Here is a 15376-nt window from a genome sequence, read left to right as displayed (position 1 = left end):
GCCGGCCGGGGCGCGGCCGCGGCGCCGCACCGGCCGGCCGGGCCGGCGGTGGAGCACGGCGCCGAACGGCCGGGCGAGCTCGGCGGCGGACGGACCACACCCAGCTGGGCCCGGCGCGCGCCCGAGGAGGACGGCCAGGGGGCCCGCAGCGGCCACGAGCACGGCGGCGAGGTGGGCGGCGGCCAGGGAGCCGAGCACGGCACCGGCCAGGGCGGCGGCCACGGCGGCGAGCACGGCGGCGAGCACGGCACTGCCCGCCGGCCGTACGGCCCGGCCGGCGGCGACCAGGGCGAGCCGGCCCTGCTGCGCGAGGCGGAGGAGCGGTGAGCGGGCCCCGGAGCACGGCGCCCGGCCCGGCCGGCACCCCCACCCGGGTGCTCTGGCTCGCCAAGGGCCTCGGCCGCGGCGGCGCCGAACAGCTGCTCCTCAACTGCGCCCGCCACGCCGACCGTTCGCGCTACCACGTCGAGGTCGCCTACGTGCTGCCGTGGAAGGACGCGCTCGCCCCCGCGCTGGCCGAGGCCGGGGTCACCGTGCACTGCCTGGGCGGCGCCCCCGGCACCCCGGGCCGGGCCGACCCGCGCTGGCCGCTGCGGCTGCGCGCGCTGCTCGCCGCGCGCCGGTACGGCCTGGTGCACACCCACATGCCCGTCCCGGCCGCCGCCGCCCGGATGCTCGCCCCCACCCTGGCGGGCACCGCGCCGCGGCTGGTGCACACCGAGCACAACGTCTGGGAGCGCTACCGCGCGGCCACCCGCTGGGCCAACGCGCTGACCTACCGGCGCAACGACGCGGTGATCGCCGTCTCGCACGCCGTCGCCCGCAGCATCCCGCCCGGCCGCCGCCGCCCCGGCGACTGGGTGACCGTGGTGCACCACGGCCCGGACCTGGCCGGCGCCCCCGGAGGACCGGCCGCCCGGGCTGCCGCCCGCGCCGAACTCGGCCTGCCGGCCGAGGCGTTCGTGGTCGGCACGGTCGGCAACCTCACCCCCAAGAAGGACCAGGCGACCCTGCTCGCCGCGCACGCCGCGCTGCTGCGCCGCCGCCCCGACGCCCGGCTGGTGCTGGTCGGCGCGGGACCGCTGGACGCGCAGCTGCGGGCCCGGGCCGCCGAGCTGGGCGTCGCCGACGCCGTCGTGTTCACCGGCTCTCGCGCCGATGTGCCCGAACTGCTGCCCGCCCTGGACGTGTTCACGCTGAGCTCGCGCCAGGAGGGCCTGCCGGTCGCGCTGATGGAGGCGATGACCGCCGGGCTGCCCGCCGTGGTCACCCGGGTCGGCGGCATGCCCGAGGTGCTGGACGACGGCGAGCAGGGCTTCCTCGTCCCGCCCGGCGACCCGGCCGCGCTGGCCGAGGCGTTCGAGCGGCTGGCCCGCGAACCCGGCCTGCGCACCCGGCTGGCCGCCGCCGCCCGGGAACGTGCCGGACGCTTCGACGTGGCCGGCGCCCAACGCGCCGTCGAGGCGGTGTACGCGCGAGTCCTGCGGCACTGACCCGGCACCGACCGGCGTCGGCGGCGGACCGCCCGCCCGCCGCCGGCCCGGGCCCACCGACGCACCGATGTTTCCCCGTGAGTCCCCCGTGTTGGCCCCCGTATTGGCCCCCGACCACCGATGGGAGAGCGAGTCCGGACGTGAGCGCCCTGCCCGCCCCCGCCGAGCTGACCTACCGCCCGCTCGCCGAGCCCGATCTGCCCGCCGTGCTCGACCTGCTGACCGTCACCCTGGCGGGCGGCCCCACCGGCACCCGCACCGCCGGGTTCTTCACCTGGAAGCACCGCCGCAACCCCTTCGGCGCCAGCCCCGGCATGGTCGCCGAGACCCCGGACGGACGGCTGGCCGGCGTCCGGCTGTTCCTGCGCTGGCAGTGGCAGCGCGGGGACGGCACCCCGGTGGCCGCCGTCCGCCCCGTCGACACCGCCACCCACCCCGACTTCCAGGGCCGCGGCGTCTTCCGCCGGCTCACCTCGGACCTGCTCGACCAGGTCACCGACGAGGCCGCGCTGGTGTTCAACACCCCCAACGGCAACAGCCTGCCCGCCTACCGGAAGATGGGCTGGCAGGAGCTGGGCCGGGTGCCGATCGCGGTGCGCGCCGTACGACCGGCCGCCTTCGCCCGGGGCGTGCGCGCCGCCCTCGCCCGGCGCCCGGCCGGGCCCGCGCGCCCCGTCGGCGACGACTGCCGGCTGCCCACCGCCGCCGCCTGGCTGGACGCCCACGCCGGCGCCGGACGGCACGGCCCGCTGGCCGAGCTGCTCCGCGAACGCGCCGCCGCCGACGCCGTCGACCACCGCCTCGCCGTCCACCGCACCCCCGAGTACCTGCGCTGGCGCTACGGCGAGGCCCCCGGCCTGGACTACCGGGTGCTCACCGTCCACCGCGGCGACGAGCTGACCGGCCTCGCCGTCGGCCGGCCCCGACGGCGCGGCCCGCTGGCCGAGTTCACCCTCGCCGACGTCGTCGTCCGCCCCGGCGACCGGGACAGCGCCGCCCGGCTGCTGCGCGCCGCCGCCCAGGAGAGCGGCTGCGACCACGTCGCCACCCACCTCTCCCCCGGCACCGAGGCCGCCGACGCCGCGCTGCGCACCGGCTACCTGCGCGCCCCGCGCACCGGGATGACCCTCACCGCCCGCACCCCCACCGGGCCCACCCCGCTCGGCATCGCCGACTGGCGGTTCAGCCTCGGCGACCTGGAGGTCTTCTGATGCCGGGGGCGCCCAGGGAGCCCGGGACGCCGGGGGCGGCGGGGACACCCGGGACAGCGGGGAATCCCGGGGTGGCGACGGCCTTCCTCGGCCGCGTCCCCTGGCCGTCCGCCGTCGCCGCCACCCTGGTCACCGGCTACGTCACGCTCTTCGTGCTCGCCTCCGTGCACACCTCGTACGACACCTGGGGCGCGCTGCTGATCCTCCCGGCCCTGATGGCGATCGGCACCCCGATCCTGGCCCGGATCGCCGCCGCCAACCCCGAACGGGACGTCTTCCGGCTGCTGCTGCTGGCGATGACCGCCAAACTGCTCTGCGCCTTCCCGCGCTACCTGATGGCCTTCGTGCTGTACGGCGGCGCGGCCGACGCCAAGATGTACCACCAGAAGGGCAGCGACCTCGCCGCCTACCTCGGCCAGGCCGACCTGCTCGGCGGCGTCCACTACGACCTGGGCATGAAGGTGGCCGGCACCGGCTTCGTCATCATCGTCACCGGCGTGGTCTACGCGATCACCGGCCCCTCGCTGATCGGTGGCTTCCTGGTCTTCTCCTGGCTCGGCTTCTGGGGCCTGCTGCTGTTCTGGCGGGCCCTGCAGATCGCCTTCCCCGAGGCCGACACCCGCAAGTACGCCAAGCTGGTCTTCTTCCTGCCCTCGCTGCTGTTCTGGCCGTCCAGCATCGGCAAGGACGCCTGGATGATGTTCTGCCTGGGCCTGACCACCTACGGCACGGCGCGCCTGCTGGACCGCCGGTTCGGCGCCTTCGCCTGCATCGCGCTCGGCTCGCTGGGCACCGCGATGGTCCGCCCGCACGTCACCGCGCTGGCCGGGGCCGGGCTGATGGTCGCCTACGTCCTGCGCCGCCGTCCGCAGCAGGTCAGCGCGCTGGGGCCGCTGCGCACCATCCTGACCGCGGTGGTGCTGGGCGCGATGGCGGTGCTGATGCTCCAGCAGGTCTCCACCTTCTTCGGCACCGACGGGACCGGCGGGGACGCCGTCAACCAGGTGCTCTCGGAGACCTCCAGACGCACCAGCCAGGGCAACTCGATGATCAACGCGACCGCGCCGGAGGACGCCGCGCCGAAGTTCAGCCTCAATCCGGCGGGGCTGCCGGTGGCGGTGATCAGCGTGCTGTTCCGCCCGTTCCCGTTCGAGGCGTCCAACATCCAGAACCTCATCCAGTCGGTGGAGTGCTTCGCGCTGCTGGTGATGTTCATCCGGGCCTGGCCGCGGCTGAGCCGGCTGCCCCGGCTGTTCGTGCAGCGCTCCTACGTGGCCTTCGCCGCCGTCTACACGCTGCTGTTCTGCTGGGCCTTCTCGACCATCAACAACATGGGCATCCTGTCCCGCGAACGGGTCCAGGTGCTGCCGCTCGCCCTGGTGCTGCTGGTCGTCCCGGCCGCCGCCGCGAGCCGCGGTGCCGCCGCCGGCCGTCGGCCGCCACCGGTGTGGCGGGTCGCGCCCGGCCAGTGGGGGGCCCGGCGGCGGGCCGAGCCGCCGGGGCGCCGGCCGCTGCCGACACCACGGCCCACGTCACCGCCGCCCACGCCGTCCACGTCCATGCCGTCCACCCCGTCCATGCCGTCCACCCCGTCCACATCCATGCCGTCCGTCGCGCCATCGTCGTCAACCATGTCACCGTCACCGTCACCGTCCCAGGGGGGATCGACCGCGCCATGACCACCGACACCCTTGCCCTGCCCGCCGCTCTCGGCGGCACGCCCGCCTTCCCCGACGGGCTGCCGCTCACCCGGGTCCAGGTGCCCGACCGCGCCACGCTGCTGGAGCGGATCGGCACCGTGCTCGACAGCGGACAGCTCACCAACGGCCGCACCGTCGCCGAACTGGAGGAGTCGGCCGCCGCGTTCCTGGAGGTGCCGCACGTGGTGGCGGTCTCCAACTGCACCACCGGACTGATGCTGGTCCTCCAGGCCGCCGGCGTCGACGGCCACCGCCCGGTCGTCATGCCCGGGTTCACCTTCTCCGCCACCGCGCACGCCGCCCACTGGGCCGGCGGCACCCCGCTGTTCGCCGAGGCCCGCGAGCGGGACATCACCCTCGACCCCGAGGACGCCGCCGCCAAGCTGGCCTCCGCCGACCGCCCGGCCGCGCTGATGGCCACCCACGTCTACGGCACGCCCTGCCAGGTCGAACGCCTCCAGGAGGTCGCCGACGCCGCCGGGGTACCGCTGGTCTACGACTCCGCGCACGGCTTCGGCAGCCGCCGCAGGGGCGTGCCGATCGGCAACTTCGGCTACGCCGAGGTGTTCTCGATGAGCCCGACCAAGGTCGCGGTGGCCGGCGAGGGCGGTCTGGTCGCCACCCGCGACGCCGACCTCGCCCGCCGGCTGCGCACCGCCCGCGACTACGGCAACCCCGGCGACTACGACACCCTGTTCCCCGGCCTGAACGCGCGGATGAGCGAACTGCACGCCGCAGTCGGCCTCAACTGGATGGCCGGCCTGCCCGAGCGGGTGGCCCACCGCGGCGCGCTGGTGGCCGAGTTCGCCGCCGTCACGGCCGGGCTGCCCGGACTGCGCCTGGCCCTGCCGGAGGAGGGCGACATCTCCACCTTCAAGGACCTCACGCTCATCCTGGACGCCGCCGTCTTCGGCCTCGGCGCCCGCCAACTCGCCGACGCGCTGAGGGCGGAGGGCATCGACTCGCGCCGCTACTTCCACCCGCCGGTGCAGCGCCAGCGCGCCTACGCCCACCTGGGCCAGGCGGAGTCGCTGCCGCTCACCGACCGGCTCGCCGACTCGGTGCTCACCGTGCCGCTGTGGTCGCAGATGGACGCGGCCACCGTGCGCCGGATCGCCGGGGCGGTGACCCGGATCCAGCCGTACGCGGAGCGCCTGCGCAGCAGCTGACAGGGCCTCACCGGTCTGCGGTCCGTTACGCGGTTCGGGTGAACGCGGTTGGACCGCGGGCCCGTTCGGTCGGCAGGATGTCCGGCCGGGGCCCGTGGTCCCGACCCACCCTCCCCCGTACGGATTTGGAGTTCCCTGTGCTCAAGGGATTCCGCAGCTTCCTGCTGCGTGGAAACGTGGTCGACCTGGCGGTCGGCATCGTGATCGGCGCGGCCTTCACGGCCGTGGTCACCGGGTTCGTCACGGCGTTCCTCACCCCGCTGGTCGGGGTGGCGACGGGTGCGGTCGGCGACTTCACCGAGAAGACCTTCGCGGTGGCCGGCACCCGGTTCCCGTACGGGGTCTTCGTCAACGCGCTGATCGGTTTCGTGCTGGTCGCCGCGGTGATCTACTTCGTCGTGGTGCTGCCGGTCGGCAAGCTCCAGGCGAAGCTGGAGGGCGGCAAGCCGGCGCCGGCCGCCACGACGGAGTGCCCGGAGTGCCTGAGCAAGATCCCGGCCGCGGCGGTGCGCTGCTCGTTCTGCGCCTCCGAGGTGGCCGGCCGCCCGGGCTTCCCGGCCCAGCGCGGGCCGGTCGACCAGCCCGCCGAGGAGCGCGCCGAGCAGCCGGTCGCCCAGTCCGCCGAGCCGGTCGCCGTCCAGCCTGACGAGCAGTCCGCCGAGCAGACCACCGAACAGCCGGCCCCGGCACGCTGAGCGGATCTCACCCATCGGTCCCGTCCGGCACCTCGGCCCGCATCGGCAGACCTCGAACGAGCCTCAGCCGGTCTGCGCGGGGCCCATATCGGCCCTGACGGGGACTTTATTCCCGAAACATTCACGAGCCCTCGCCGCGCCCCCGGCGGGGGCTCGAATGCGCCGGTGTGCGCCCCGCCCGCAGAAGTTTCTTCGACGGTCCCCGAACCGTCCACCGGCCTGTCACCACACGGCCCTTCGGCGCCCCCGTCCGGACTCCGTTCGAACCCTCGGGCCCGCCGAACGGTGGCCGGAACTCGCCGCCAAAATGTCCGTTCTTCCTACTTTCGAAACCTTTGTTCGGGCGAAGCTTGTGTAAACACTCGAACTGCTCCGCCTCCCAGTCTCCTCAGTAGGCGCGTTGTGGGCTTACCGTATGCCCCATGACCTCGCCCCGCTCCTACGACGGAGTCGGCTACCCCTCTCCGTCCTTCTCCTCCGGCACGCCCATCTACGACAGCCTCGTCGCAGAACGCGGTGTCCCGCAGATCGCGCCCATCAACGTGCCGGCCGCCCTGCCGCCGGCCCTGTCGACCGGGTACGGATCCGGCCTGTCCGGCCCGTCCTACGAGAACAACCGGTACGGCACCGGTTACGACAGCCCCGGCAGCAACCTCCCCGCCCTGCCGCCCGCCCGCCTCGCCCTGGGCCCCGGCCCGAGCAGCGCGCCGTCCTCCGGCCCGGCCACCGCGTACATCCCGGCGCAGCCCGCGCCCGCCTACGCCGCCGCGCCGCAGCCGCCGGTCCCCGGCTACGGCGGCCCGCAGCCGTACCTGCCCGGCCAGCGCCCGCAGACCCCGGCCCCCGGCTTCACCCAGGCGGCCACCGGCGGGTACCAGCCGTCCGGCGGCCAGAGCTTCGGCGGCCAGAACACCTTCGTCGGCGGCCACGGCGGCCCGCAGACCTTCGGCGCCCAGCCGGTCGGCGGCCCCTCCGGTCCGCAGGCGATGGCCGGCCAGCCCCAGGGCCCGCAGTCCTTCGGCGGCCAGCCGGGCTTCGGCGGACAGGGCGCCCAGCCCGGCGGCTTCGGCGGCTCCGGCGGCTCCGGCGAGCAGTCCTTCGGCGGCGCCCAGCTGCGCCCGGCGGTCACCCCGGTCGCCCCGGTCCGCCCGATGCAGCCGCAGCGGCCCGGCCCGTACGGCGAGCCCGGCCAGTTCCAGCAGGGGGGCTACCAGCCGCAGGCCCAGAACTACTGAAGCCACCGCCTCCTCCGGGCCGGCCCCACCCGGCCCGGACCCGCACCACCTAGTCCCACCCGGCGCACCCACATCCGCCGGGCGTACGGAGAAACGGGTCATCCACGGACCGCCCGGAACGCCACCCCACTCGGCGTTCCGGGCGGTCCGTGCGCATCCGCGCGCATCCGCGCGCCTTCCGGACGGCCGTCCGGGCAGACGGGCGCCCGTCCGGGCAGCTCCCGGCACCTCCGGGCAGCCGAGGCCACGTCCCGCCGGAACCCGCGGTTCCGGACACCGACCGCGCCCGCCGACGGCCTGGCGGCGACTGGCAGGATGGGGGAATGCAGCTCACCGGACTCCACGTCTACCCCGTCAAGTCCATGTACCGCCTGAGCCCCGAGAGCGCCCGCGTCGAACCCTGGGGCCTGGCCGGCGACCGGCGCTGGATGCTCGCCGACGCCACCGGCCGGTTCGTCAGCCAGCGCGAGAACGCCGCCCTCGGCCAGGTCCGCGCCGAGCTCGCCCCCACCGGAGCGCTCGTGCTCACCGCCGCCGACGGCTCGCGGGCCGAGATCCCCGCCCCCGCCGCCGCGGTCGGCGACCCGCTCGCCGACGTCGAGGTCTGGGGCACCCGCTTCCGCGCCGCCGAGGCCGGCAAGGAGGCCCAGTCCTGGATCGCCGACCACATCGGCGACTACCGGCTGGTGCACCTGGACGACCCGCACGCCCGGCCGGTCGACCCGAAGTTCTCCTCCCCCGGCGACACCGTCTCGATGGCCGACGGCTTCCCGCTGCTGCTCACCACCACCGCCTCGCTCGCCGAGCTCAACGCGCTGATCTCCGCCGAGCACCCGGACGGCCACGAGGAACTGCCGATGGAGCGGTTCCGCCCCAACGTCGTCGTCTCCGGCGGCGAGCCCTGGGCGGAGGACGGCTGGCGGCGGATCCGGATCGGCGAGCTGACCTTCCGCGTGGTCAAGCCGTGCGGGCGCTGCGTGGTCACCACCACCGACCAGGAGAGCGGCGACCGGCGCGGCCCCGAGCCGCTGCGCGCCCTGGCCCGGCACCACCGGCTGCTGAAGAAGGCGGCGTTCGGACAGAACCTGATCCCCGAGCGCCCGGCCGGCGTCGAGGGCGACGTGCTCGGCACGCTGCGGCTGGGCGACCCGGTCGAGGTGCTGGAGGGCGGCGCGCACTGGCCGGCCGACGGCCTGGTCTGACGGCGGGCGCCCGCTCTCGCGCGGCCGCGTCCGCACCCGGTTCCGCCCGCTTCCGCGCCGGCGTCGGCACCCGCGTCCGCACCCGCGTCCCGGAACCGGACGTGTGCGGGCTCGTTGAAGCCGGTGCCGACGAGCGCGGTCGGCCGACGGCGGCCCCGGCCGCCCGACCCGCCCGGCCCGCGCGGCCGGAGCACCCGCGCGGGCGCGCTACGGTGGGCGGACGACCCGCGCACCCCGGTGCGCCGCGTCCGGGCGCGCCGCAGCGTCCGCGTGCGTCCGGTCCGCAGATCGCCGGCTCGATGAAGGTGGGGACGACAGACCGTCATGGCTGAGCACAGGGTCCGGGTCACCCAGGACAGCGCATCCCGCTGGCGGCGCCGCGCCGGCGAGTACGACACGCTCGCGGAGGCCCTGGCGGCCGCGGAACCCGGCGACACGGTGACCGTTCGACCGGGCACCTTCCGGGAGAACGTGGTCGTCGACAAGGCGGTGACGGTCGTCGCCGCCCAGGGCCCCGGCAGCGTCCGGATCGACCCGCCGGGCGGAGTGCCGCTCACCGTCACCGCCGCGGCGACCGTGCGCGACCTGGTGATCGAGGGCACCGACCGGTCCGCGCCGGCCGTCCTGGTCACCGGTGAGGAGGCGACCCCCGCGTTCACCGGCTGCCGGGTGGAGACCCACTCGGCCGCCGGGATCGAGGTGACCGACCGCGCCCGGCCGACCTTCAAGGGCTGCGTGGTGTCCAACCCGGACGGCCTCGGCCTGCGGCTGCGCGGCGCGGGCACCGCCGCCGCCTTCGAGGACTGCGAGGTCGCCGCCGCCGGCCAGGCCGGACTGGCGGTGCTCGGCGGTGCGGCCGCCGCGCTGGAGCGCTGCCGGGTCCACCACGCCGCCAGCGCGGGCGTGCTGCTCTCCGACCCCGGCAGCGCGGCCGAACTGACCGGCTGCGAGATCTACGAGATCCGCGGCAGCGGGGTGCAGGCCGAGGCCCAGGCGGGCGGGCGGCTGGTCGACTGCGACATCCACCGGGTCACCGGCAACGGGCTCACCCTGGACGGCGAGGCCGAGCTCGTGCTCACCGGCTGCCGGGTGCACGACGTACCGGAGAACGCCGCCGACCTGCGCGGCCGCTCCCGGCTCAGCCTCGCCCACTCCACCGTGCGGGACTTCGGGCGCGGGGCCCTCTCGGTCTGGGACCAGGGCACCGAGGCGAACGCCGAGTCCTGCCAGATCCACGGCTCGAACGGCGAGTACCCGGCGCTGTGGGTCAGCGACGGCGCCCGGCTCACGCTCACCGACTGCGCGCTGCACGACCTGCCGGACGCGCTGTTCGTCCTGGACCGCGACTCGGCGGCCGTCGCCGAGGGCTGCTCGTTCAGCCGGATCCGCAGCTCGGCGGTGTCGGTCAGCGGCGGTGCGACGGTGACGCTCACCGGCTGCCGGGTCCAGGAGGCGGGCACCGGGCTGTGGTTCCGCGACCACGGCAGCGGCGGTGTGCTGACCGGCTGCGAGATCTCCGACGTGGCGACCGGCGTGATCGTCACCAAGGGCGCCGACCCGGTGCTGCGGGACTGCACCGTCCGGGCCGGTTCGGACGCCGGCGTCTACGTCTCGGCCCAGGGGCGCGGCACCTTCGAGGACTGCCGGGTCTCGCACGGCAAGGGCTTCGGCTTCCACATCATCGACGGCTGCCGCACGGTGCTCACCCGGTGCCGGGCCGAGCAGAACGAGCGGGCCGGCTTCGAGTTCTCCGAGCCCGGACCGGTGGTCGAGGGCTGCACCTCGGACGACGTGCCGGCGGCGTCGGCCGCGGCCGCCGAGATCCCCACCCCGCGCACCCAGCTCACCGCCGCCCCCGCACCCCTGGCGGCCGCCGCGCCCGCCCCGCCCGCCGCTTCGGCGATCGGGCCGATCCCGGACTGCCGGCCCGCCGACGAGGCACTGGCCGAACTCGACGGGCTGGTGGGCCTGGCCACCGTCAAGCAGGAGGTGCGGACGCTGATCGACCTCATCTCGGTCGGGCGTCGGCGTCGGCAGGCCGGGCTCAAGGCGCCCTCGCTCCGCCGCCACCTGGTCTTCACCGGCGCCCCCGGCACCGGCAAGACCACCGTGGCGCGGCTGTACGGCGAGATCCTGGCCTCGCTCGGGGTGCTGCAGCGCGGCCACCTGGTCGAGGTGGCCCGGGTGGACCTGGTCGGCGAGCACATCGGCTCCACCGCGATCCGCACCGCCGCCGCCTTCGACCGGGCTCGCGGCGGCGTCCTGTTCATCGACGAGGCGTACACGCTGGCGCCGGAGGACGGCGCCCGCGACTTCGGGCGGGAGGCGATCGACACGCTGGTGAAGCTGATGGAGGACCACCGGGACGAGGTGGTGGTCATCGTGGCCGGCTACACCGTCGAGATGGAACGCTTCCTCTCCGCCAACCCCGGTGTCTCCTCACGGTTCTCGCGCACCATCACCTTCCCCGACTACTCGGCCGAGGAGTTGCTGGAGATCGCCCGCGCCCAGTGCGCCGAGCACGAGTACGCGCTCGCCGACGCCACCGAGCACGCCCTGCTCGACCACTTCGCCGGCATCGAGCGCGGCCCCAACTTCGGCAACGGCCGCACCGCCCGGCAGGTCTTCGAGACCATGGTCGAGCGGCACGCCATGCGGATCGCCCAGCTCCCCGACGCGTCCACCGAGGACCTCCAGCTCCTCGTCCCCGCCGACCTCCCGGCCCCCCGCCTGCCGTAGGCCCGCCCGCCGCGGCCCGGGAACTTCCGGGCGCCGAAGGACCGTTGGACCCGCCATGAGCACCCTCCTCACCGGCGCGGCCGGTGGCCTGCTCCTCCCGGCCCTCCTCGTCGCGCTCTTCTTCCTCGGCGCGGCCGGGCGGTTGCTGTTCACCCGAAGGGGCGAGCGCGGACCCGCGGACGGTGGGCGCGGCGTGGGCGCGGCAGCCACCGAGGAACTGCACGCGCTGCTCTATCCGGGCAAGCGGGCACAGCTGGAGCAGCGGCGGGTCGAGCTGGTGCTCCGCGACGACGAGCACGACGGGGCGCCGCGCCGGACCGGGATCGACCCGGCGGGTGGCCGGGTGGTGATCCGGTCCGGCGCCCGCCCGTCGTAGCGGGGGTGCCGAGCGTGGCGGTGGGGCCGGGCCCGGCAGCGGCGCCGGGCGTGGCGGCGGGGCCGGTCAGACGTGTTCGCCGGCGAGCATCAGGGAGATCAGGAGGTCCAGGCGGTCCTCGGCGAGTTCGGGGCGCAGGCGGCCGCTGCGGGTGAGGGTGACCAGGCCGTGCAGGGCGGTCCAGACCACCTCGGTGAAGGTGTCCGGGTCGTGGGGGCCGGACACCTCGGCGACCGGGGCGGCCAGGGCGGCGAAGGCCTCCTTGAGCGGGGCGGGGGCCTCGGGCCGGCCGAAGGGGAGGCCGGTGGCGAGGGTGAACATGGCGTCGTAGAGGGCGGGGTAGGTCGCCGCGAACCTCGCGTAGGCGCCGACGACGGCAGTGAACGCCTCGACCGGTCCTTCGGCGTTGCGGGGCGCCTCCCGCAGTTCCCCGGCGAGTTCCTCGAAGCCCTCCACGGCGACGGCCGCGACGATGGCGTCCCGGTTGGCGAAGTGGCTGTAGAGGACGGGCTGGCTGTACTCGATCAGCGCGGCGAGCCGGCGGACCGTCACCGCCTCCCAGCCTTCGTCCTCGGCGAGGTCGCGGGCGGTCCTGATGATCAGTTGATGCCGTTCGGCGCGTTCGCGCTCGCGGCGGGCGTGGACTGTCACGCCAAATATCCTAGCAGTGCTAGATATTCGAGCGACGCTCGCACTGATGTTCCATCAGCCTTCTAGTGCCACTAGAACTTCTAGCGACCAATATGGAATTGAGGGGGAATCATCATGTCCGGCACCGGCACCGGCACCGGCACCGCCGCCCCGAACACCGCCACAGCCGCCGCCGGCACCCCCCGCGAGCGCGTCGCCACCGTCCGCGCCGTGCTGCTCGCGTTCGGCATCCACGGCGCCACGGCGGTGGCGGTCGCGGCGACCGGCGCCCTGTTCCTCACCGAGCGCCGGACCGCCTCCTCCTGACCCCGGAACCGGACGGCCCGCCGGCCCGCCGACTCGTCAGCCCGCCCAGGCACCGCCGGCCAGGAAGGACTCCAGGCCGGCCAGGTAAGGCACGATGTCGATCCGCTCGCCCGCCAGCCACTCGTCCGAGTAGTACTTGTCGAGGTAGCGGTCACCCGGGTCGCAGATCAGGGTGACCACGCTGCCGCGCTCCCCCGCCGCCCGCATCTGCGCGACGATCCGCAGCGCGCTCCACAGCCCGGTCCCGGTGGACGCGCCCGCCTTCCGGCCGAGCACCCGGTCCAGCACCCGCACGGCGGCGACCGAGGCGGCGTCCGGGACCTTCATCATCCGGTCGATCGCCCCGGGCACGAAGCTCGGCTCCATCCGGGGACGGCCGATCCCCTCGATCCGCGAACCGCGGTCGCACACCGCGTCCGGGTCGTCGTGCACCCAGCCGTCGAAGAAACAGGAGTTCTCCGGGTCGGCGACGCAGATCCGGGTGTCGTACTGCATGTAGTGGACGTACCGGGCGATGGTCGCCGAGGTGCCGCCGGTCCCGGCGGTGGCCACGATCCAGGCCGGCTCGGGGTGCGGTTCGAGGCGCAGCTGGGCGAAGACCGACTCGGCGATGTTGTTGTTGCCCCGCCAGTCGGTGGCCCGCTCGGCGTAGGTGAACTGGTCCATGTAGTGGCCGCCGGTCTCCTCGGCGAGCCGGGCCGAGGCCTCGTACACCTCGTCCGGCCGGTCCACCAGGTGGCACTCGCCGCCGTGGAACTCGATCAGGTCGATCTTGGCCTGGCTGGTGGACTTGGCCATCACGGCGATGAACGGCACCCCGATCAGCTGGGCGAAGTAGGCCTCGGAGACGGCCGTGGAGCCGCTGGACGCCTCGATGACCGGTTTGCCGGGGCGGATCCAACCGTTGCAGAGCCCGTAGAGGAACAGCGAGCGGGCCAGCCGGTGCTTGAGCGAGCCGGTGGGGTGGGTGGACTCGTCCTTGAGGTAGAGGTCGATGCCCCACTCCGCCGGGAGCGGGAAGCGCAGCAGGTGGGTGTCGGCCGAGCGGTTGGCGTCGGCCTGGACCTTGCGGACCGCGTCCTTGAGCCAGCGCCGGTACTCCGGGTCGGAGCGGTCCGCGTCGACGGTCGGTTCCATGCCCGGCTCCACGCTCTGTCCCACGGTCGGTTCGGTCCCCATGCCACTCTCCTCGTGCGAGTCCCCCTGGAAGCCCCCCTCCAATGCTCACTACGAGTGTACGGGTGTCACGATAAGTAACATTATCTGAAGCTCTAGGCTCCGCTTATCGCCCCGCTGCGCACCCACTGCACCTCCGCTACTGCCCCGCTACCGCCCCGCCCACCCCGCGGCCACCGACTGCGGGTCGGCCAGGTACGGCAGCCAGCCCAGCTCGGCCGCCCCGGCGAGCGCGCTGTGCTCCAGCTCCGCGCCGACGATCGGAACCCGCCCGCTGCGCCCCCACAGGCTGCGCTCGGCGACGACCGCGCGCAGCCGGTCCGGCGCGGCCTCCAGCAGGTCCAGGTGCAGCCCGCTGAGCACCACCCGGTCCGGGTTGAGGATGTTGGCGACCCCGGCCAGGCCGAGGCCGAGCCGGTCGATGACGTGCTCGACGGCCACCCGGGCCCGCTCGTCGGTGGCGGCGGCCCGGCAGAGCTCGCCGGCCTGGTCGAGCAGCGGCCGGTCCGGGTCCGGGGTCAGTCCGGCGGCGGCGAACAGCGCGTCCGGATCGGTCTCCGAGTTGAGGCAGCCGCGGTTGCCGCAGCCGCAGGGCCGGCCCTGCGGGTCGACCGTCAGGTGGCCGACCTCCAGGGCGAGTCCGGCGCTGCCGGTGTGCAGCCGCCCGTCGATCACCAGCGCCCCGCCGACGCCGCGATGGCCGGAGGTGACCAGCAGCAGGTGCCGCGCACCGCGACCGGCGCCGTGCCGGTACTCGGCGAGCGCGGCCAGGTTGGCGTCGTTGGCGATCGCGGTGGGCAGCGGGTCGAGCGCGTGCGGCCCGTGGTCGGCGCGACCCACCTCCACGTCGTAGAGGTCGGCGACGGGCGTGCCGCTGGGCCAGGCGAAGTGCAGCGCGGCCAGCGCGGTGCCGTCCGGCTCGGTGACCGGGTTGGGCAGCGCGAGCGCCGCGCCGAGGCAGCGCCGCTCGGTGCCGCGGGCGAGTTCGGCGCCCGCCTGGGCGACGGCGCGCAGCATCCGCACCGGGTCGGTGGCGGCGGGCAGCGGCAGGTGGACCGGCGGGTCGAGCAGGCCGCCGAGGCCGGCCAGGGTGACGCTCAGGCCGTCGGCGTGGATCTGCCCGGCGACCACCACCGGACCGGCGGGGTCGATGGCGAGCCGGTGCGAGGGGCGCCCGCGGCCGCCGCCGGCCGGGCGGGAGTCGACCGTGATCAGGCCGAGCGCCTCCAGTTCGGCGGTGACGGCGCCGGCGGTGGCCCGGGTGACGTCGAGCGCGCGGGTGAGCGCCGAGCGGGTCGGGGTCTGGCCGGTGTGGATCAGCTGCAGCGCGGGGCCGAGCAGCGTCCGCCCCCGGTCGGGCGCCGAGCGGCGGTGGGCGTCGCGCTGCGCGTCGTGGTCGGCCCCGGTCCCGGGCTTCGGGCTT

13 protein-coding genes and 1 pseudogene are annotated in these 15376 nt (G+C 75.4%); 11 read left to right on the top strand and 3 right to left on the bottom strand.

Going from position 1 to position 15376, the window contains the following annotated elements; all coding sequences use genetic code 11:
- From ACFVVU_RS38000 to ACFVVU_RS37955, 10 genes and pseudogenes are all read left to right on the top strand, one after another.
- Positions 1 to 327 (top strand): annotated as a pseudogene (locus ACFVVU_RS38000) (hypothetical protein); the annotation flags it as partial.
- Positions 324 to 1493: a glycosyltransferase gene (locus ACFVVU_RS37995; RefSeq protein ID WP_387794361.1), complete on the top strand. Its 1170-nt coding sequence runs from the start codon at positions 324 to 326 to the stop codon at positions 1491 to 1493. The pseudogene ACFVVU_RS38000 and the gene ACFVVU_RS37995, both read left to right, overlap by 4 nt.
- Positions 1494 to 1633: 140 nt before the next feature.
- On the top strand, positions 1634 to 2704 hold the full coding sequence (locus tag ACFVVU_RS37990; RefSeq protein WP_387794359.1) for a GNAT family N-acetyltransferase: 1071 nt from the start codon (positions 1634 to 1636) through the stop codon (positions 2702 to 2704).
- 71 nt (positions 2705 to 2775) lie between these two features.
- Positions 2776 to 4383 (top strand): hypothetical protein, encoded by a 1608-nt coding sequence (locus ACFVVU_RS37985; protein WP_387794358.1) that lies wholly within the window; start codon positions 2776 to 2778, stop codon positions 4381 to 4383.
- Positions 4380 to 5573, top strand: coding sequence for a DegT/DnrJ/EryC1/StrS family aminotransferase (locus ACFVVU_RS37980; RefSeq protein ID WP_387794357.1), 1194 nt, complete (start codon positions 4380 to 4382; stop codon positions 5571 to 5573). Before ACFVVU_RS37985 ends, ACFVVU_RS37980 begins: the two co-directional genes overlap by 4 nt.
- 137 nt (positions 5574 to 5710) lie before the next feature.
- Positions 5711 to 6268 (top strand): large conductance mechanosensitive channel protein MscL, encoded by a 558-nt coding sequence (mscL, locus tag ACFVVU_RS37975; protein ID WP_387794355.1) that lies wholly within the window; start codon positions 5711 to 5713, stop codon positions 6266 to 6268.
- 422 nt (positions 6269 to 6690) lie between these two features.
- Positions 6691 to 7503, top strand: coding sequence for a DUF6643 family protein (locus tag ACFVVU_RS37970; protein ID WP_387794354.1), 813 nt, complete (start codon positions 6691 to 6693; stop codon positions 7501 to 7503).
- A gap of 323 nt (positions 7504 to 7826) precedes the next feature.
- Positions 7827 to 8705, top strand: coding sequence for an MOSC domain-containing protein (locus tag ACFVVU_RS37965; protein WP_387794352.1), 879 nt, complete (start codon positions 7827 to 7829; stop codon positions 8703 to 8705).
- A 324-nt stretch (positions 8706 to 9029) separates the two neighbouring features.
- On the top strand, positions 9030 to 11444 hold the full coding sequence (locus ACFVVU_RS37960; protein ID WP_387794350.1) for a right-handed parallel beta-helix repeat-containing protein: 2415 nt from the start codon (positions 9030 to 9032) through the stop codon (positions 11442 to 11444).
- A gap of 55 nt (positions 11445 to 11499) precedes the next feature.
- Positions 11500 to 11820, top strand: coding sequence for a DUF6191 domain-containing protein (locus tag ACFVVU_RS37955; RefSeq protein WP_380682211.1), 321 nt, complete (start codon positions 11500 to 11502; stop codon positions 11818 to 11820).
- Positions 11821 to 11886: 66 nt separating this feature from the next.
- On the opposite strand, the gene ACFVVU_RS37950 is transcribed toward ACFVVU_RS37955, so the two are convergent.
- On the bottom strand, positions 11887 to 12471 hold the full coding sequence (locus tag ACFVVU_RS37950; protein WP_380682212.1) for a TetR/AcrR family transcriptional regulator: 585 nt from the start codon (positions 12469 to 12471) through the stop codon (positions 11887 to 11889).
- A gap of 114 nt (positions 12472 to 12585) precedes the next feature.
- Between ACFVVU_RS37950 and ACFVVU_RS37945 the strand changes: the two genes are divergently transcribed.
- On the top strand, positions 12586 to 12777 hold the full coding sequence (locus ACFVVU_RS37945; RefSeq protein ID WP_387794348.1) for a hypothetical protein: 192 nt from the start codon (positions 12586 to 12588) through the stop codon (positions 12775 to 12777).
- Positions 12778 to 12813: 36 nt separating this feature from the next.
- Here ACFVVU_RS37945 and ACFVVU_RS37940 read toward each other — a convergent pair whose 3' ends face one another.
- Together ACFVVU_RS37940 and ACFVVU_RS37935 are read right to left on the bottom strand one after the other, a co-directional pair.
- Entirely contained in the window at positions 12814 to 13956 is a 1143-nt protein-coding gene (locus ACFVVU_RS37940; RefSeq protein ID WP_387794346.1) for a PLP-dependent cysteine synthase family protein, read from the bottom strand.
- Positions 13957 to 14103: 147 nt separating this feature from the next.
- A complete protein-coding gene (locus tag ACFVVU_RS37935) occupies positions 14104 to 15294 on the bottom strand; it encodes an ROK family protein (protein ID WP_387794363.1) in 1191 nt (396 codons plus the stop codon).
- Positions 15295 to 15376: the final 82 nt, after the last annotated feature.

Source organism: Kitasatospora sp. NPDC057965, from assembly GCF_042887135.1.
Lineage (GTDB): Bacteria > Actinomycetota > Actinomycetes > Streptomycetales > Streptomycetaceae > Kitasatospora.
Note: the sequence above shows the minus strand (reverse complement) of the source record. Positions and strands in the feature narration are given on the sequence as shown.